The following is a 17926-nucleotide window of genomic DNA, read 5'->3' as shown; positions in this document are numbered from 1 at the left end:
CACAGCGCTGGTGATCTCAACCACCTACTACCGGCGCGGGTGCACCGAGCAGGGAGTCCAGGAACTTCGCACACCAGTCGAGCAGCTCCAGGTCGCGCAGCGGCGGGGCGCCCATGCGGCCACCGGCCGGTCCCTCGGTGGGCCGGGGCACCGAGACGAGCCGAGTGGCCGGCTTGTGCACCGCCTTGGGGAACAGCCGGCGCATGCGCACCAGCTGGGAGTCGCGCAGTTCCAGCGGTGCGAACCGGATCGTGCTGCCCTGGGTGGCCACCTCGGTGACCCCGTGCACGCGGCAGGCCTGCCGGAACCTGGCCACCGCGAACAGGTGCTCCACCGGGGCGGGCGGGGTGCCGTAGCGGTCCTTGAGCTCCTCGGCCACCGCGGCCAGCGCAGCCTCGTCCACCGCGGCGGCGAGCTTGCGGTAGGCCTCCAGGCGCAGCCGCTCGCCGGGCACGTAGTCGTGCGGGATGTGCGCGTCCACGGGCAGGTCCACCCGGACCTCCGCCAGCTCCTCGGCCTCCTCGTCGGTGGGAGCGCCCGCGTGCTTGCGGAACGCCTCCACGGCCTCGCCGACCAGCCGCACGTACAGGTCGAAGCCCACGCCCGCGATGTGCCCGGACTGCTCGGCGCCCAGGATGTTGCCCGCGCCGCGGATCTCCAGGTCCTTCATGGCCACCGCCATGCCCGCGCCCAGCTCGGTGTTCTGCGCGATGGTGGCCAGCCGGTCGTGCGCGGTCTCGGTGAGCGAGCCGTCCGGCGGGTACAGGAAGTAGGCGTAACCGCGCTCCCTGGCCCGGCCGACCCGCCCGCGCAGCTGGTGCAGCTGGGCGAGGCCGAGCAGGTCCCCGCGCTCCACGATCAGCGTGTTGGCGTTGGAGATGTCCAGGCCGGTCTCCACGATCGTGGTGCACACCAGCACGTCGAACTCGCGCTCCCAGAAGCCCTGGATGATCTTCTCCAGGCGGTCCTCGTTCATCTGGCCGTGCGCGGTGGCGATCCTGGCCTCGGGCACCAGCTCGCGGATGCGCCGCGCGGCCTTCTCGATCGAGGACACCCGGTTGTGCACGTAGAACACCTGGCCGTCGCGCAGCAGCTCGCGGCGGATCGCGGCGCCGACCTGCTTGTCGTCGTAGGCGCCGACGTAGGTCAGGATCGGGTGCCGCTCCTCGGGCGGGGTGAGGATGGTGGACATCTCGCGGATGCCCGCCAGGCTCATCTCCAGGGTGCGCGGGATCGGGGTCGCCGACATGGTGAGCACGTCCACGTGCGTGCGCAGCGCCTTGATGTGCTCCTTGTGCTCCACGCCGAAGCGCTGCTCCTCGTCCACGATGACCAGGCCGAGGTCCTTGTAGCGCAAGCCGGTCTGCAGCAGCCGGTGCGTGCCGATGACGATGTCCACCTCACCGTCGGCCAGCCCGGCGACCACCTTCTCGGACTCGGCGGGATCGGTGAACCGGGACAGGCCCTTCACGGTGACCGGGAAGGCGCGCATGCGCTCGGCGAAGGTGTTCAGGTGCTGCTGGGCCAGCAGCGTGGTCGGCACCAGCACGGCGACCTGCTTGCCGTCCTGCACCGCCTTGAAGGCGGCGCGCACCGCGATCTCGGTCTTGCCGTAACCCACGTCACCGCAGATGACCCGGTCCATCGGCACGGCGCGCTGCATGTCGGCCTTCACCTCGTCGATCGCGGCCAGCTGGTCCGCGGTCTCGGTGAACGGGAACGCGTCCTCCAGCTCGCGCTGCCACGGGGTGTCGGTCGCGAAGGCGTGCCCCGGCGCGGACTGCCTGGCCGCGTAGAGCTGCACCAGCTCGGCCGCGATCTGCTTGACCGCCTTGCGCGCCTTGGCCTTGGTGTTCTTCCAGTCCGAGCCACCGAGCTTGTTCAGCGTGGGCAGCTCGCCGCCGACGTAGCGGGAGACCTCGTCGAGCTGGTCGGTCGGCACGAACAGCCGGTCCCCGGGCTGCCCCCGCTTGCTGGCCGCGTACTCCAGCACGAGGTACTCCCTGGTGGCGCCCGCGACCGTGCGCTGCACCATCTCCACGTAGCGCCCGATGCCGTGCTGCTCGTGCACCACGTAGTCGCCCGGCTTCAGTGCGAGCGGGTCCACCGCGTTGCGCCGCCGCGAGGGCATCTTGCGCATGTCCTTGGTGGAGGTGCCGCCCCGGCCGCCGGTCAGGTCGGTCTCGGTGAGCACCACCAGGGCGAGTACCGGTGCGGTGAACCCGTCCTCCATGGACCCGCGGGCCACGGTGACCACGCCACTGTCCGGCGCACTGGTCAGCCCGTTCTCGGCCAGCCGGGCGGGCACCTCGGCCTCGGCGAGCTGCTCGACCGCGCGCTGGGCGGTGCCCGCCCCTGGCACGACGAGCACGGCGGTGCCGCCCGAGGCCGTGTGCGCCCGAAGGTCGGCGAAGGCCCGCTCGACCTCGCCGTGGTAGGCGTCCACCGGGGTGAACTCCAGCCGCTGCACGTCCTCGGCGTCGCTGGTGAGCTGGCTCAGCGTCCACCAGGACCGGCCGGTGTCCACGGCGTGCGTGGCGATCTCGGCCAGCGAGCGGTAGGCCGAGGCGCCCAGGTCGATCGGGGCGCCGCCGCCACCGGCCGCGGCCATCCAGGAGGCCTCCAGGAACTCCTGCCCGGTGCGCACCAGGTCCTGGGCCCTGGTGCGGATCTTCTCCGGGTCGGCGACCAGCACGAGGGTGTCGGCGGGGGCCACGTCGGTGAGCAGTTGCAGCTCGCCGGGGCACAGCGCGGGGATCAGCGCCTCCATGCCCTCGCAGGGGATGCCGCTGGACAGCTTGTCCAGCATCTCGGCCAGCTGGGCGTCGGCCTGGTGCTCGGCGGCCAGCGCGGCGGCGCGTTCGCGCACCGACTCGGTCAGCAGCAGTTCGCGGCAGGGCGGGGCGGTGAACCCGGCCAGCTCACCGGGCAGGGAGCGCTGGTCGGCCACGGAGAACGGCCGGATCTCGCTGACCTCGTCGCCCCAGAACTCCACCCGGACGGGGTGCTCCGCGGTGGGCGCGAAGATGTCCAGGATGCCGCCGCGCACCGCGAACTCGCCGCGCTTCTCGACCATGTCCACGCGGGTGTAGGCCAGGTCCACCAACCGCTGCACCAGCGGCTCGTACTCGTGCTCGGCGCCCTTGACCAGGTGCACCGGGGCCAGCTCACCCAGGCCGGGGGCCATCGGCTGGATCAGGCTGCGCACCGTGGCCACCACGACCTTGAGCGCGCCCGCCGGGTGTTCCTCCGGGTGCGCGAGCCTGCGCAGCACCTCCAGCCTGCGGCCCACGGTGTCCGCGCGCGGGGACAGGCGTTCGTGCGGCAGCGTCTCCCAGGAGGGGAAGGTCGTGACGGCGTCCGGGCCGAGCAGGTCGGCCACGACCGCGCCGAGCTCGTCGGCCTCCCGGCCGGTGGCGGTGATGGCCAGCACCGGACGGCCGCCGCCCTGCTCCGCGGCCAGCCCGGCCACCAGCAGCGGGCGGCCCGCGGGCGGTCCCTCCAGTTCCAGGCGTGGCGTGCCCACCGCGGCGACCGCCTCGCGCAGCGACTTCTCGGCGAGCACGGAGGCGAGCAGACCAGACAGTCGACCCTGGGTCACTTCGGCAGTCCCCCTCGGACGTGGCTTGAGCACTTCGCCCAGGGTATTCCGGAGGTCCGACAACGACCCGTCGCGGTCAGGTCCGCGGCCCGGGCACGACCACGAAAGCACCTCTATCCGCCGATCAGGCAGCGGCAGGTGGCTCTGCTACTTTCCGGCCACCGACCGGGAAGGGCCCTGATGTCTGCACCGAAGCAGGACGCGATGAACACCGTGCGATCGATGGTGAAGGCGGCCAGGGGTGCGACGGCGGCGCTGCGCAACCCGCTCTACGTTCCGCCGGGCCACTTCTACTCACCGATCCCGGCGCCGGAGGACCTGGCGCGGGCGGCGAGCGCGGCACGGGGCAGGACCGAGGTGCCGGGTGTGGACCTGCGTGCGCCGCAGCAGCGGGCACTGGTGGCGAAGCTGGCCAAGCGCTGGTCCGAGGTGCCGACCCGGCAGCTGGTGGACTGGCGGTACCACCCGGACAACGTGATGTTCGGCCTCGCCGACGCGGCCGTGTACTACTCGGTGTTCAGCGAGCTCAAGCCGCGCAGGGTGATCGAGGTCGGCTCCGGCTTCTCCTCGGCTATCGCGCTGGACGCCTCGGACCGCTACGCGCCGGAGAGCAGGTTCACCTTCGTCGAGCCCTACCCGGAGCGCCTGCTGGACCTCCTGCGCCCCGATGACCAGCAGCGCTGCACGCTGATCCGCACCGGGGTCCAGGACCTGCCGCTGGACACCTTCGACCAGTTGCGGTCCGGGGACCTGCTGTTCATCGACTCCACGCACGTGAGCAAGGCGGGCAGCGACGTCAACTACCTGTTCTTCGAGGTGCTGCCCCGGCTCGCCGAGGGGGTCGTGGTGCACGTGCACGACATCTTCTGGCCGTTCGAGTACCCGGTGGACTGGCTGCGCGAGGGCCGCAACTGGAACGAGAACTACCTGCTGCGGGCCTTCCTGAGCTACAACTCGGCGTTCGAGGTGCTGCTGTTCAACTCCTGGCTGTGGACCACGGAGCACGCGTTCGTGAGTGAGACCCTGCCGCAGGCGGCCGACCAGCAGCCCGGCAGCATCTGGCTGCGCAGGAAGGCGAGCTGACCCCAGCCCCGAGGATGTGGTGGCGCGGGCGCGCGACGGTTGGACGCCGTCGCGCGCCCGCGCGCGCTCACCAGACTCGGTCCTTACGCATGGCCCCCGCCCCCTTCCCCCCTCGCCTTCGATGGTGCCCGAGGTGCGGTGTGCCGCGCCACCAGATTCAGGCATTGCAGGATTGTTGAACAATCCTTAGGCTGCGCGCATGAGGATCCTGCGCTGCGGCAGGCGTGCCGCCCTGGTCGAGGTGGACGCCCTCGAACAGGTGCTCGGCCTGCACGCCTGCCTGAGCGAGGACCCGCCGCCCGGACTGGTCCAGCTCATCCCGGCCAGCCGGACCCTGCTGGTGGAGTACGACCCCGGCCGGATCGGCTTCGACCAGCTGGCGACCGAGCTGCGCGGGCGCGAGGCGGGCACCCAGGTGCTGGCGGCCGAACGGGAGCTGGTGGTCCCGGTGAGCTACGACGGGGCGGACCTGGCCGAGGTCGCGGAGCTGACGGGCCTGACGGAGGACGAGGTGGTGGCACGGCACCTCGCGGGGCGCTACCGGGTGGCGTTCTGCGGGTTCGCACCGGGCTTCGGCTACCTGGACGGGCTCGACCCGGCGCTGCACGTGCCGCGGCGGTCCACGCCGAGGGTGCGCATCCCAGCGGGTTCGGTCGCACTGGCCGGGGACTACACGGCGGTGTACCCGCGTGAGTCGCCCGGCGGCTGGCAGCTGATCGGCCGTACCGAACTGGAGCTGTGGGACCTGGCGAACTACCCGCCGACGGCGTTGACCCCGGGTACGGCCGTCCGGTTCGTGCGCGCATGATCGAGGTGCTGGCCGCCGGTCCACTGGGGACGGTGCAGGACCTGGGCCGCGAGGGCTTGGCGCACCTGGGCGTCGGACGTTCCGGGGCGGCCGACCGGCCCGCGGCGGCGCTGGCGAACCGCCTGGTGGGCAACCCCGGGTCGGCGGCCGTGCTGGAGCTGACCTTCGGCGGGCTGCACGTGCGGCTGGGGCGTGGCGTGCTGGCCGCCCTGACCGGGGCGCCTTGTCCCGTAACGGTTTCCGGGCGGGCGGTCGGCTCGCACGCCCCGTTCTGGGTGCACGCGGGCGAGGAACTCCGTGTCGGCGCACCGGTTCGCGGTCTGCGGAGCTACCTCGCGGTGCGGGGCGGCGTTGCGGTGGAACCGGTCCTGCGGTCCAGGAGCACCGACCTGCTGTCCGGTCTGGGCCCGCCGCCGCTGGCGCCCGGCATGGTGCTGCCCATCGGCGAGGACCGGCTCGACTGGCCTGCCGCCGACTTGGCGCCACAGGCCGAACTTCCCGAGGTACCAACACTTTCCGTGCTACCCGGCCCCCGGCTCGACTGGTTCGCGGCCGACGCGTTGCGGGTGCTGTGCGCGCGGCCGTACGTGGTGAGCGGGGACAGCAACCGGATCGGTGTGCGGTTGACCGGCGCCGCCCTGCCGCGGCTGGTGGAGCGCCAACTGCCCTCGGAGGCGGTCGTGTCCGGCGCGGTGCAGGTGCCGCCCTCGGGCCAGCCGATCGTGTTCCTGGCCGACCATCCGGTGACCGGCGGCTACCCGGTCATCGGGGTGGTGGACGAGGTGCCCGCCGCCGCGCAGGTCCGGCCGGGTCAGCAGGTCCGGTTCCGGGTCGCCAAGCCATGAAAGTGCCGTTCCTGGCACCTGACGCCAGGAACGGCACTTTCATGGCACGTGCCGCTCCCGTCAGCGGCGGGTGCGCAGCCGCGGCTTGTTCTCCATGGCGGACAGGCCGTTCCAGGCGAGGTTGACCAGGTGTGCGGCCACCTCGTCCTTCTTGGGCTTGCGCACCTCCAGCCACCACTGGCCGGTGAGCGCGACCATGCCGACCAGGGCCTGGGCGTAGAGGGCGGCCAGCTTGGCGTCGTAGCCGCGGGCGTCGAAGTGCAGGCCGAGGATGTGCTCGACCTGGCTGGCGATGTCGTTGAGCAGGCTGGAGAAGGTGCCGGTGGAGCTGGCCACCGGGGAGTCGCGGACCATGATCCGGAACCCGTCGCTGGAACCCTCTATGTAGTTGAGCAGGGCTCGGGCCGCCGCCTCCAGCAGGTCGCGGGGGTTGCCGCCGCCCGCGCCGAGCGCGCTCACCACGTTGTCCAGCAGGCGCTGCATCTCCCGGTCGACCACGACCGCGTAGATGCCCTCCTTGCCGCCGAAGTGCTCGTAGACCACGGGCTTGCTGACCCCGGCCCGGTGCGCGATCTCCTCGATGGAGGTGGCGTCAAAGCCCTTCTCGGCGAACAGTTCCCGCGCCACGTCCAGCAACTGCTGGCGGCGCTCCTTGCCGGTCATCCGGACACGCGTCACAGGGGCGGCACCGTCCACTGTGCCACCCCTGCCGCGAGTCCTTCGCCTGACAACCATCGGCTGTCACGATAGGTCATTGCTTGGGTGTGCTGATCCTGGCCAGCCGCTGGGCGCTCGGCCAGCGCACGTTCCACGCCCAGCCGAGCTTCTCGAACAGCCAGATGGTGCGTGCGGAGATGTCGATCTGACCGCGCTTGACCCCGTGCCGCGCCGAGGTCGGGTCGGCGTGGTGCAGGTTGTGCCAGGACTCACCGAAGGACAGGATCGCCAGCGGCCAGAAGTTGGCCGAGCGGTCGCGGGCGGCGAAGGGGCGCTCGCCGATCATGTGGCAGATCGAGTTGACCGACCAGGTCACGTGGTGCAGGAAGGACACCCGGACCAGGCCCGCCCAGAAGAAGCCGGTCAGCACGCCCCACCAGGACCAGCTGATCAGGCCGCCGAGCACGGCGGGCAGCACCAGGCTGACCGCGGTCCACAGCGGGAACAGCTTGTCCACCTTGCCCAGGGCCTTGTCGGCGGTCAGGTCGGGGGCGAAGCGGTCCTTGTTGGTCACGTCGCGCTCGTAGAGCCAGCCCATGTGCGCGTGCCAGAAGCCCTTGGCCAGCGCGATCGGGCCGGTGCCGAACAGCCACGGCGAGTGCGGGTCGCCCTCGCGGTCGGAGAAGGCGTGGTGGCGGCGGTGGTCGGCGACCCACTTGATCACCGAGCCCTGCAGGGACATGCTGCCCGCGATGGCCAGCGCCACCCGCAGCGCCTTCTTGGCCTTGAACGAGCCGTGCGTGAAGTAGCGGTGGTAGCCCACCGTCACGCCCATGCCGCTGATGCAGAAGAACACCGCGCCGATGGCGATGTCCACCCAGCTCAGACCCCAGCCCCAGGCCAGCGGGACGGCGGCGATCAGCGCCGCGAACGGCAGGATCGTGAAGATGTAGATGAGGGTCTGCTCGACGTTTCCGTGGCGGCCGTCGATGATCGGCTTGGGTCCCCCACCCGCCGCTTCCCTTGGCTTGTCCAGGGCTGTGGTCATACCGTGACACCTCTCCGGCGAAAATGGACTTGACTTAGGTCCACCTAGCCTACGGAACCGTAACTTACGCCAGCGTAAGTAGAGCGCGGCGGGAATACCACCCCGCGTTCGGACGTTCTTGTTCCCTTCACAGGTAACACCGGCGTGTCGCGACCTCGGCGTGTTGAGATCATCCGGTGATGAGCTCACCTGGTGTTCGTCGCGGCCGCGCCCCGCGGATCGTGATCGTCTCAACGGCTTCCGCGCTGGTAGTGGTGCTCGGACTGCTGCTGGGCGTCGGCTGGTACTACAGCGGCGAGCTGCTCGACCCGGCCAAGGCGGTACCCGGTTACGGGGACGTCTCGCTGGGCGCGACAGCGGTGAACGGTGTGAGCGCCGTCTCACTCCAGAAGGGCGGGGACACCGCCAACGAGGGCCTCTGGGGCCTGGAGTGGCCGGGCGGTTTCGCACACCTGGGCAAGGTGCTCTCCCAGGACGACACGAAGGTGGTCCGGGAACTGGTGCTGGGCACCGCGCCGCCCTCGGGCACCAAGGTGCGGATGACTCCCGCGATGTGGCCGAGTGACCCCAAGGCGGCGCTGGGGCTGGACTTCCAGGAGGTGCGGGTCCAGTCGGAGCTGGGCGCGATGCCCGCCTGGTACACCCCGGGCAGCAGCACCTGGGTGATCGCGGTGCACGGGCACGGCGGCACCCGGCAGGAGACGCTGCGGGTCATCCCCGCGCTGCACCAGCTGGGCCTCGGCGTGCTGTCGGTGACCTACCGCAACGACGCGGGCGCCCCGGCCTCCCCGGACGGGCTCTACCACCTCGGCGACAGCGAGTGGCGTGACGTGGAGGCCGCCATGCGCTACGGCACCGAGCACGGGGCGAAGAAGTTCGTGCTCTACGGGTGGTCCATGGGTGGCGCGGTCGTGGAACAGGTGCTCGCCCAGTCCGCCCTCGCCGGACAGGTCAGCGCGGTGGTGCTGGACGCACCGGTGGTGAGCTGGACCAAGACCCTGGATTTGCAGGCCGCCAACCGGGGGCTGCCGCTGACCGGCCCGCTGGCCCGGCTGGCCGAGCTGGTCTCCGGCTGGCGCACCGGCACCGACTTCGGCCGGATGGAGCTGCTGGACAGCCCGCCCGCGCACCGGCCGCCGACCCTGCTGTTCCACGGGGCCGCCGACAGCACGGTCCCGGTGCGGGCCTCCCGCGACCTGGCCGCGGCGGCCTCCCGGCTGGGCTGGCCGCTGACCTACGTGGAGGTGCCCGGCGCGGAGCACACCGCCGCCTGGAACGTGGACCGGCAGTCCTATGAGCGCACGATGTCCGAGTTCCTGACCAAGTTCGCGGGGTGAGCTGACCCGGACCGGCCCGTCGTGACACCATGGAGGGGCGAACACCGGTCCGCTGTGGTGTAACGGCAGCACCTTGGATTTTGGTTCCAATGGTTCAGGTTCGAATCCTGGCAGCGGAGCAGACGCACAGTGATGGGAGACGGCCCTGCAGGAGGACGTGGTCGACCACTACGAGGAGACGGCACCGGCGCTGGCCGAGATGTCGGATGCCTGGCTGGTCGGCCGTGCCCGTGAGCTGGCCATCTCCTGTAGTGGTGAGACCGACCGCGCCTCCCAGGAGGCCATCGAGGAGGTCGACCGGCTGCTGGCCGAGGCCCAGCGCCGCGGCGAGCCCAGGATGGTCGCCCAGCTGCTGCGCACCAGCTGCCTGGCCCGGCTGACCAGCCCCGCGCTGGCCAACGAGACCGATCCGCTGCTGGACGAGATGATCACCCACACCCGGCGGCACGGGCTGACGGTGATGGAGGCGGGCGCGCACGCGCTGCGCGGCAGGCGGCTGTTCCTCGGCGGCTTCGAGGACGAGGCGCTGACCGCGGCGGCCAAGGCGCTGGCCATCCTCGACGAGGACCTGACCCCGGACAGCCTGGTCAACCTGCGGGTGTGGAAGCGCATGCTCGCCACCGTGCTGGTGGACATCGGCCAGCTGCTCAGCCAGCTCGGCGTGTACGAGATCGCCGCGCAGCAGCTGGTCCGTGCGCAGTCCAACATCCGCGACTACGGCGGGCCGTTCGAGATCTCCGAGCACATGATCAACCGGACCCGGCTGCTGCTGGGCTGGGGGCTGCGCCTGGAGCGGGTCGGCCTGTACGACCGGGCCGCGGAGAAGTTCGCCACCGCCTCGGCCATCGCCGCGGCGGCCGAGGTGCCCTGGCGCGAGTCCCAGCCGCAGCGGCGCAGCGCGGAACCGGCCGCCGACCAGCTGCCCGTCGTCGGCGCCGCGCACGCGCTGGCCAGGCCGGGCGCCGAGCACATCGCCCGGTTGCGGTCCCTGGGCAGGATCACGCACTACCCGCGCGAGCTGATCATGGTGGCGATCGCGCTCGCCCGCTGCTACGAGCGGGAGGAGCGGTTCGAGGAGGCCGTGCGCACCCTCGGCGAGGCCGCCGACCGGCTGCTGCACGACACCTCCGAGACCACGCTGCGGCTGTGCCTGATGCGCGAGTTCGCCCGGCTGTCCGGACCGGAGAGCACCGAGGTCGGCGCCAACGCGCTGGAGCAGTACGCCACCGAGCTGGAACACGAGATGTGGTCCATGGGCGAGTCCAAGGTGACCAGCCTGCAGACCCGGCGCGAGCACGAGCGGCTCAGCCGCGAGCACGGCACGATCTCCCAGCAGGCACTCCAGGACCCGCTGACCGGGCTGCCCAACCGGCGCGCGCTGGACGAGCGGCTGGAGTCGCTGGTGGCCGCGCCCGGGGAGCACCCGCTGTCGGTGGCGCTGGTGGACCTGGACGGGTTCAAGGGCGTGAACGACCGTGCCTCGCACGCCGAGGGGGACGACGTGCTGCGGGTCATCGCCAGCACGCTGCGCAACGCGGTGCGCGGGGACGACATGGTGGCCCGCTACGGCGGGGACGAGTTCGTGGTGCTGCTGCCCGGCGCCCCGCTCAGCGCCGCGGAGGCCGCGCTGGGCCGCGCGGTGGACGCGGTGGCCAGGCTGCCCATCGACCTGTCCCGGGGCGTCACCCTGTCCATCGGGGTGATTTCCTTGCGGCCACAGGAAACCGCGGCGCAGGCGCTGGCCCGCGCGGACGCGGCCATGTACCTGGCCAAGCGCGGGGGCGGCAACGGGGTGGCGGCTGTGGCCGGGGACACCCTGGCCGAGCCGCTGGGCGGCGTCGGGGTGGCAGTCGACGAGGCACCGTAGGATCGTCAGTCGGAACAGGGCTTCGCATCGCCCTGCCGACAAGCATGACGAATACCTAGGGAGAGTCGTTCATGCCCGAAGGCGGACAGGTCAGCACCATCGTGCTCGCAGCCGGTGAAGGGACCCGGATGCGCTCGGCGACACCGAAGGTGCTGCACGCCCTCGCTGGCCGTTCCCTGGTCGAGCACGCCGTGCGGGCCGCGACCGGGGTGGATCCCGACCACCTGGTCGTCGTGGTCGGGCACGGTCGCCAGGCCGTCGCCGAGCACCTGGACGCCGTCTCGGGCGAGGTCGACCGCAAGATCACCGTCGCGGTGCAGGAGGAGCAGCGGGGCACCGGGCACGCCGTGGGCTGCGCGCTGGCCGCGCTGCCCGAGGTGGTCTCCGGCACCACCGTGGTGACCTACGGGGACGTTCCGCTGTTGGACGCCCAAACGCTGACCGAGCTGCTCGCGGAGCACGCCTCGACGGGCAACGCCGTGACGGTGCTCACGGCCGTGGTGCCCGACCCGCACGGGTACGGCCGCGTGCTGCGCGACGCCGATGGCGGGGTGCTGGCCATCGTGGAGCAGAAGGACGCCGACGAGCAGCAGCAGGCCATCACCGAGATCAACTCGGGCGTGTACGTCTTCGACACCGCAGTGCTGCGCGACGGCCTGTCCCGGCTGACCACCGACAACGCCCAGGGCGAGCTGTACCTGACCGACGTGCTGTCCATCGCGCGCGGGGACGGCCGCCGGGTCGGCGCGCTGGTGTGCACCGACCAGTGGCTGGTCGAGGGGGTCAACGACCGGGTGCAGCTGGCCAGGCTGGGCGCCGAGCTCAACCGCAGGCTGGTCGAGGGCTGGATGCGCGCCGGGGTCACCGTGGTCGACCCGGCGAGCACCTGGCTGGACGCCGACGTCGCGCTGTCCCGCGACGTGCGCATCGAGCCGAACGTGCAGCTCAAGGCGGGCACGGCGGTGTACGAGGGCGCGGTGGTCGGCCCGGACACGACGCTGAGCAACTGCGTGGTCGGCGCGGGCGCCTCGGTGGTGCGCACGCACGGCTCGGACTCCGAGATCGGCGAGGGCGCCAGCGTGGGTCCCTTCGCGTACCTCCGGCCGGGCACCAAGCTCGGCGACAGCGGCAAGATCGGCACCTTCGTCGAGGTGAAGAACTCCGAGATCGGGGCGGGCAGCAAGGTCCCGCACCTGACCTACGTGGGCGACGCCACCATCGGTGAGCAGTCCAACATCGGTGCCTCCTCGGTCTTCGTGAACTACGACGGTGTCCGCAAGCACCGCACGGTGATCGGTTCGCACGTGCGGACCGGGTCGGACAACATGTTCGTGGCCCCGGTGACCGTGGGCGACGGTGCCTACAGCGGGGCGGGCACCGTGATCCGGCGCAACGTGCCGCCGGGTGCACTGGCCGTCTCGGGCGGTCCGCAGCGCAACTTCGAGGGCTGGGTCACCCTCCGTCGCGCCGGGACCGCGGCAGCGGAGGCCGCACAGCGCGCGCTCGCAGAGCAGGGCGCGGAGAAGACAGCGCAAGACGACCCGAAGGAGCAGTGACAGTGGCCTCTATGTCCGGCACACCCAAGAAGAGCTTGATGCTCTTCGGCGGGCGCGCGTACCCGGAGCTGGCAGAAGAGGTCGCCAAGCACCTCAACGTCACGGTGACCCCCCAGTCCGCCTACGAGTTCGCCAACGGCGAGATCTTCGTGCGGTTCGAGGAGTCGGTGCGCGGCTGCGACGCCTTCGTGCTGCAGAGCCACGGGGCACCCATCAACCAGTGGGTGATGGAGCAGCTGATCATGGTGGACGCGCTCAAGCGCGCCTCCGCCAAGCGGATCACCGTGATCATGCCGTTCTACCCGTACGCGCGGCAGGACAAGAAGCACCGCGGTCGCGAGCCGATCTCGGCCCGGCTGATCGCGGACCTGTTCAAGACCGCGGGTGCCGACCGGATCATGACCGTGGACCTGCACACCGCGCAGATCCAGGGCTTCTTCGACGGCCCGGTGGACCACCTGTGGGCCCTGCCGCTGCTGACCGAGCACGTGTCCCGCAAGTACCGGGGCGAGGAGATCACGGTGGTCTCCCCCGACTCGGGCCGCACGAAGCTGGCCGAGAAGTGGGCGGACACCCTGGGCGGCTGCCCGATCGCGTTCATCCACAAGACCCGTGACCCGCTCAAGCCCAACGAGGTCGTCGCCAACCGGGTGGTCGGCGAGGTCAAGGGCCGGCTGTGCGTGGTGATCGACGACATGATCGACACCGGCGGCACGATCGCCAAGGCCGTCAGCCAACTGGTGGCCGAGGGCGCCAAGGACGTCATCGTGGCGGCCACGCACGGGGTGCTGTCCGGGCCCGCAGCCGAGCGGCTGAGCACCTGCGGCGCCCGCGAGGTGGTGCTGACCAACACGCTGCCGATCTCCGGCGCCAAGGAGTTCCCGCAGCTCACGGTGCTGTCCATCGCCCCGCTGCTGGCCCAGGCCATCCAGCAGGTCTTCGAGGACGGCTCGGTCACCAGCCTGTTCGACGGCAACGCCTGAACCACCGGCGAACGCGCGAATGCCCGGGGCCCCACCCCGGGCATTCGCGCGTTTGCGGGGGGCCGATTGGCGCCGCTTTCCAGTGGCCCCTACACTGTCTTGGTTGCCTCGGCGAGGGGTGTTGACTCGCGGCTCCGTGATCGACGCGGCGGCGGCCTGGTTGCCGCGCGCTGTTCATGGTTACGCGCGCCCTCGCCGCCGCAGGCCACCCCCGCGCAGTACCTGCCCCCACCCGCTGAAGTGCAAGGAGTACCCCACCGTGTCCGAGGTCCGTCTCGCCGCCGAATCGCGTACCGAGTTCGGCAAGGGTGCGGCCCGCCGCACCCGTCGCGCCGGCAAGATCCCCGCGGTGCTCTACGGCCACGGTTCCGACCCCAAGCACCTGGCCCTGCCGGCGCTGGAGTTCGCCCGTGTGGTCCGTGAGCACGGCGGCAACGCCGTCCTGTCCCTGGACCTGAACGGCAGCCAGGAGCTGGCGCTCACCAAGACCGTCACCACGCACCCGATCAAGAACTACATCGAGCACGTGGACCTGCTGCTGGTGCAGCGCGGTGAGAAGATCACCGTGGACGTGCCCGTGGTGCTGGTCGGCGACGCCGCCGCGGCCACCCTGGTCACCCAGGAGCTGTCCACCATCCAGATCGAGGCCGAGGCGCTGCACCTGCCTGAGAACCTGGAGCTGTCCATCGAGGCCGCGGGCCCCGGTACCCAGTTCCACGCCTCGGACGTGACGCTGCCCTCCGGCGCCAGCCTGGTGACCGACGCCGACGCGCTGGTCGCGGCCGTCAACGAGGCCCCGAGCGCCGCCCAGATGGACGGCGAGGCGGCCGAGGCGGCCGAGGCCTCCGCCGACGAGAGCTGAGCCGATCACCCCGGCGAACTCACCCGACGCCCCGCCCCCTTTCGAGGGGGGCGGGGCGTTCGCGCATCCGCAGCAGCCCGCGCTGACGGCCGTTGCGGTACGCGCGGTGCGCTTCCCGCGCCCCGGCGGCGGCCGTCGCGGCTACCGCGAGGACGAGGTGGACGCGTTCCTGGAGCAGGTCGCCGAGACCCTGGCCGGACGCGGCTCGCTGACCGCGGACAACGTGCGCGAGGTCACCTTCACCCAGGAGCGGCCGGGGCGGCACGGCTACGACCCGCACCGGGTGGACGCCTTCCTGGACCAGGTGGAGCGGCAGCTGCGCCGGGGCGGGGTGGCCCCGACCCGGTTGCGCGGCAGCAGCGAGCTGGCGGCCGTGCGGTTGCCGAGGGCGGCTCACGGCTACGATCCCGCTGAGGTGGACGCCTTCCTGGCCAGGGCGGCCGCGACCCTGGACGGGCGCGGCACGATGACCGCCAGCGAGGTGTACCGGACCCGGTTCAGCGCCACCTCGGGCCTGCGCAGGGGCTACCGGGTGTCCGCTGTGGACGCGCTGTTGGACGAGTTGGAGCAGGAGTTGCGCTCTCGTGGACGCTAGCGAGGTCGTTCTCGTGGTGGGCCTGGGCAATCCCGGGCCGCAGTACGCCGGGAACCGGCACAACGTGGGTTTCCTGGTGCTCGACGAGCTGGCCGACCGGGTGGGCGGCAAGTTCAAGGCGCACAAGGGCGGGGCCGAGGTCGTGGAGGGCAGGCTCGGCGGCAACCGCGTGGTGCTGGCCAAGCCGCGCTCGTTCATGAACCTCTCCGGCGGACCCGTGGTCGCCGCCGCCAAGTTCTACAAGGTGCAGCCCGGTTCGGTGATCGTCGTGCACGACGAACTGGACCTGCCGTTCCAGACCGTGCGGCTCAAGCTGGGCGGTGGGGAGAACGGCCACAACGGACTGCGCTCGATCTCGAAGTCGCTGGGCACCAAGGAGTACCTGCGGGTGCGGTTCGGCATCGGCCGGCCACCCGGCCGCATGGACCCGGCCGACTTCGTGCTGCGCGACTTCTCCACGGTGGAGCGCAAGGAGCTGGCCTTCGCCCTGGACCACACAGCCGACGCGGTGGAGGCCCTGGTCAGTCACGGCCTGGAAGCCGCCCAGAACACCTTCCATTGAGCGGGACTCGGCCGCGGCTGAGCGGGACACGCCGACAACCCGGCGAGTCCCGCTCTGAGGGTGACGAGTCCCGCTCTGGGGAGCGCGAGTCCCGCTCAGCAGGCGGACCGGGTCACCGCTCGGTACCGTCCGCACATGAGCCTCGGGCCTGACGACGTGCGTGACGTGACGTTCAGCTTGGCTTTGATCAGCAAGAACGCCTACGACGAGGCAGAGGTGGACGCGTTCCTCGACCGGATCGAGGCCACCCTGCGCGGCAGTGACGACCTGGCGGCACGGCACGTGCGCGAGGTCACCTTCAGCAGCCCCAGCCTGGGCCGGCGGGGCTACGCCAAGGAGGAGGTCGACGCGTTCCTCAGCCAGGTCGTGCAGACCCTGGAGGGCGGGCACGCGCCGACCACCGGCTGATCAGTCCTTGGCCAGCAGCTGGGCCACCTGCTGCCCGGCGGCGGCGCGGCGCAGCTTGCCCGAGGGCGTCTTGGGCAGGTTGCCCGGCGCGAGCACGACCACCGCGTAGGGCCGCACCCCCGCGGCGTCGACCACCTTGGACGTGACCTCGTTCCGCAGCGCCTTCTCCGCGGCGGGGTCACCGGCCAGTTTGGACTCCAGCGCCACGGCGAACCGCTCGCGCCGGGTACCGGCGTCCAGCCGCACCGCGACCGCGTTGCCCGCGCGCACGCCCGGCACCGAACTGGCGGCCCGCTCGATGTCGGTCGGGTAGATGTTGCGGCCACCCATGATGATCACGTCCTTGCGGCGACCGCACACGACCACCTGCCCGTCCACGAGGTAGCCCTCGTCCCCGGTGTCCAGCCAGCCCTCGGCGTCCTGGGTGGACACCGGGCCGTCCACGGTGAGGTAGCCGGGGGTCACCGACTCCCCGCGCAGCATCAGCAGGCCCACCTCGCGCTCGCCGAGCTCCTGCCCGTCCTCGCCGAGCACGCGGATCTCCAGCCCCGGCAGGGGTTCACCGAGCAGCGGGAAGGCGCGGGTCGGCCCGTCACCGGCGGGTGCGGCCACCCGCTCGGTCTCCAGCCGCTCCGCGTCGACCACGTCGGTGGCCAGGCCCACCCCGGGCTTGGCGAAGGACACGCCGAGCGTGGTCTCGGCCATGCCGTACGCGCAGAACACGCAGCCGGGGTCCATGCCGAACCGGGCGCCCGCCGTGGTGAACGAGGCCACCGCCAGCGCGTCGATGGGTTCGGCCCCGTTGAGCGCGATCCGCAGCGAGGACAGGTCGTAGGTGTCGTCACCGTCCACGGAGGCCAGTCGGCGGCCCGCGATGGCGTAGGCGAAGTTGGGCGCCGCGGTGACCGTGCCCCGGTACCGGCTGATCAGGTCGAACCACAGCAGCGGCCCGCCGAGGAACTCCGCGGGGCTGACCTTGACCAGCTCCACGCCGAAGGTCATCGGCAGGGTCAGGAAGCCGACCATGCCCATGTCGTGGAACAGCGGCAGCCAGGACACCATCGTGTCGGCGTCGAAGTCGAACTCGGCGGCCTGCACCATGGCCCGCATGTTGGCCATCAGGTTGCGGTGGGTGATCCGCACGGCCTTCGGGTCGGCGGTGGAGCCGCTGGTGAGCTGGAGCAGCGCGGTGGCCTCCTCCGCCACCGGCACGGGCTCGGTCAGCGGCTCGCCCCCGGCCAGCTCGTCCAGCCTGCGGTAGCGCACCCCGTGCTCGTCGAGCACCCCGGCCAGCGCGTCGAAGGGCGCGCCCAGCAGCACCAGGCCCGCGCCGATCATGTTCAGCACGCGCAGGGTGTCCTCGGCCCACTCGGCCAGGTTCGTGCGCGGGGTCGGCTGGTGCAGCATGGTCACGCTGCCGCCGGACAGCCACACCGCCTGCACGGCCGGGGCGATCAGCGCTGGGTCGGCGGCCAGCACCGCCACGGCGCTGCCGGGGGTCAGGCCGTCGGCGAGCAGGGCGCCCGCGATCCGGCTGGCCGCCTCGTGCACCTGGGCCCAGGTCCTGCGCGCCGGGGCGTGGGGCTCGCCCGTGGTCATCCCCTTGGCGCTGCCAGCGGGCCCGGTGGCACTGGCCCGCATCGTGTCGACGAACGTGCTCATAGCGCGGAGCCTAGATGCGTAGGCCGTTCACGCGCAGGAAACATCCGTACCG

15 protein-coding genes and 1 tRNA gene are annotated in these 17926 nt (G+C 71.7%); 12 read left to right on the top strand and 4 right to left on the bottom strand.

The features are described 5' to 3' along the window. Positions 1-16: 16 nt before the first annotated feature. Positions 17-3586, bottom strand: coding sequence for a transcription-repair coupling factor (gene mfd, locus KALB_RS03980; protein ID WP_411931181.1), 3570 nt, complete (start codon positions 3584-3586; stop codon positions 17-19). Positions 3587-3805: 219 nt separating this feature from the next. On the opposite strand from mfd, the gene KALB_RS03975 reads away from it, so the two are divergent. From KALB_RS03975 to KALB_RS03965, 3 genes are all read left to right on the top strand, one after another. After that, on the top strand, positions 3806-4684 hold the full coding sequence (locus tag KALB_RS03975; protein WP_025354430.1) for a class I SAM-dependent methyltransferase: 879 nt from the start codon (positions 3806-3808) through the stop codon (positions 4682-4684). A 199-nt stretch (positions 4685-4883) separates the two neighbouring features. Next, the gene (locus tag KALB_RS03970) at positions 4884-5492 is read left to right on the top strand and encodes a 5-oxoprolinase subunit B family protein (RefSeq protein ID WP_025354429.1); all 609 of its coding nucleotides are present in this window, start codon (positions 4884-4886) and stop codon (positions 5490-5492) included. Continuing rightward, positions 5489-6337 carry a 5-oxoprolinase subunit C family protein gene (locus KALB_RS03965; RefSeq protein WP_025354428.1) on the top strand — a complete coding sequence of 283 codons (849 nt, stop codon included), beginning with the start codon at positions 5489-5491 and terminating at the stop codon, positions 6335-6337. The genes KALB_RS03970 and KALB_RS03965 overlap by 4 nt, the downstream gene beginning before the upstream one ends. A 60-nt stretch (positions 6338-6397) precedes the next feature. On the opposite strand, the gene KALB_RS03960 is transcribed toward KALB_RS03965, so the two are convergent. Together KALB_RS03960 and KALB_RS03955 are read right to left on the bottom strand one after the other, a co-directional pair. Next, a complete protein-coding gene (locus tag KALB_RS03960) occupies positions 6398-7000 on the bottom strand; it encodes a TetR/AcrR family transcriptional regulator (RefSeq protein ID WP_025354427.1) in 603 nt (200 codons plus the stop codon). 88 nt (positions 7001-7088) lie between these two features. Beyond that, positions 7089-8042, bottom strand: a complete 954-nt coding sequence (locus KALB_RS03955) for an acyl-CoA desaturase (RefSeq protein ID WP_025354426.1) — start codon at positions 8040-8042, stop codon at positions 7089-7091. Between the two features lie 179 nt (positions 8043-8221). Between KALB_RS03955 and KALB_RS03950 the strand changes: the two genes are divergently transcribed. The 9 genes from KALB_RS03950 (at position 8222) to KALB_RS03910 (ending at position 16212) form a co-directional block, all read left to right on the top strand. Beyond that, positions 8222-9379 carry an alpha/beta hydrolase family protein gene (locus KALB_RS03950; protein WP_042220206.1) on the top strand — a complete coding sequence of 386 codons (1158 nt, stop codon included), beginning with the start codon at positions 8222-8224 and terminating at the stop codon, positions 9377-9379. Between the two features lie 48 nt (positions 9380-9427). Further along, positions 9428-9498: transfer RNA gene (locus tag KALB_RS03945), tRNA-Gln, on the top strand. A gap of 38 nt (positions 9499-9536) precedes the next feature. Then, complete coding sequence (locus tag KALB_RS03940) at positions 9537-11246, top strand: GGDEF domain-containing protein (RefSeq protein ID WP_236650167.1); 1710 nt, start codon at positions 9537-9539, stop codon at positions 11244-11246. 71 nt (positions 11247-11317) lie between these two features. Continuing rightward, positions 11318-12802, top strand: coding sequence for a bifunctional UDP-N-acetylglucosamine diphosphorylase/glucosamine-1-phosphate N-acetyltransferase GlmU (glmU, locus tag KALB_RS03935; protein ID WP_025354423.1), 1485 nt, complete (start codon positions 11318-11320; stop codon positions 12800-12802). Positions 12803-12813: 11 nt separating this feature from the next. After that, positions 12814-13785 (top strand): ribose-phosphate diphosphokinase, encoded by a 972-nt coding sequence (locus KALB_RS03930; protein ID WP_236650166.1) that lies wholly within the window; start codon positions 12814-12816, stop codon positions 13783-13785. Positions 13786-14044: 259 nt separating this feature from the next. Next, complete coding sequence (locus KALB_RS03925; RefSeq protein WP_025354421.1) at positions 14045-14647, top strand: 50S ribosomal protein L25/general stress protein Ctc; 603 nt, start codon at positions 14045-14047, stop codon at positions 14645-14647. Positions 14648-14729: 82 nt separating this feature from the next. Next, entirely contained in the window at positions 14730-15242 is a 513-nt protein-coding gene (locus KALB_RS03920; RefSeq protein WP_025354420.1) for a DivIVA domain-containing protein, read from the top strand. Beyond that, the gene (gene pth / locus KALB_RS03915; RefSeq protein ID WP_025354419.1) at positions 15232-15804 is read left to right on the top strand and encodes an aminoacyl-tRNA hydrolase; all 573 of its coding nucleotides are present in this window, start codon (positions 15232-15234) and stop codon (positions 15802-15804) included. Before KALB_RS03920 ends, pth begins: the two co-directional genes overlap by 11 nt. A 135-nt stretch (positions 15805-15939) precedes the next feature. Further along, positions 15940-16212: a DivIVA domain-containing protein gene (locus tag KALB_RS03910; protein ID WP_030109637.1), complete on the top strand. Its 273-nt coding sequence runs from the start codon at positions 15940-15942 to the stop codon at positions 16210-16212. On the opposite strand, the gene KALB_RS03905 is transcribed toward KALB_RS03910, so the two are convergent. Further along, positions 16213-17874 carry a fatty acyl-AMP ligase gene (locus KALB_RS03905; RefSeq protein WP_025354418.1) on the bottom strand — a complete coding sequence of 554 codons (1662 nt, stop codon included), beginning with the start codon at positions 17872-17874 and terminating at the stop codon, positions 16213-16215. Positions 17875-17926: the final 52 nt, after the last annotated feature.

The sequence above is a fragment of the Kutzneria viridogrisea DSM 43870 genome (genome assembly GCF_000525635.1).
Lineage (GTDB): Bacteria > Actinomycetota > Actinomycetes > Mycobacteriales > Pseudonocardiaceae > Kutzneria > Kutzneria viridogrisea.
Note: the sequence above shows the minus strand (reverse complement) of the source record. Positions and strands in the feature narration are given on the sequence as shown.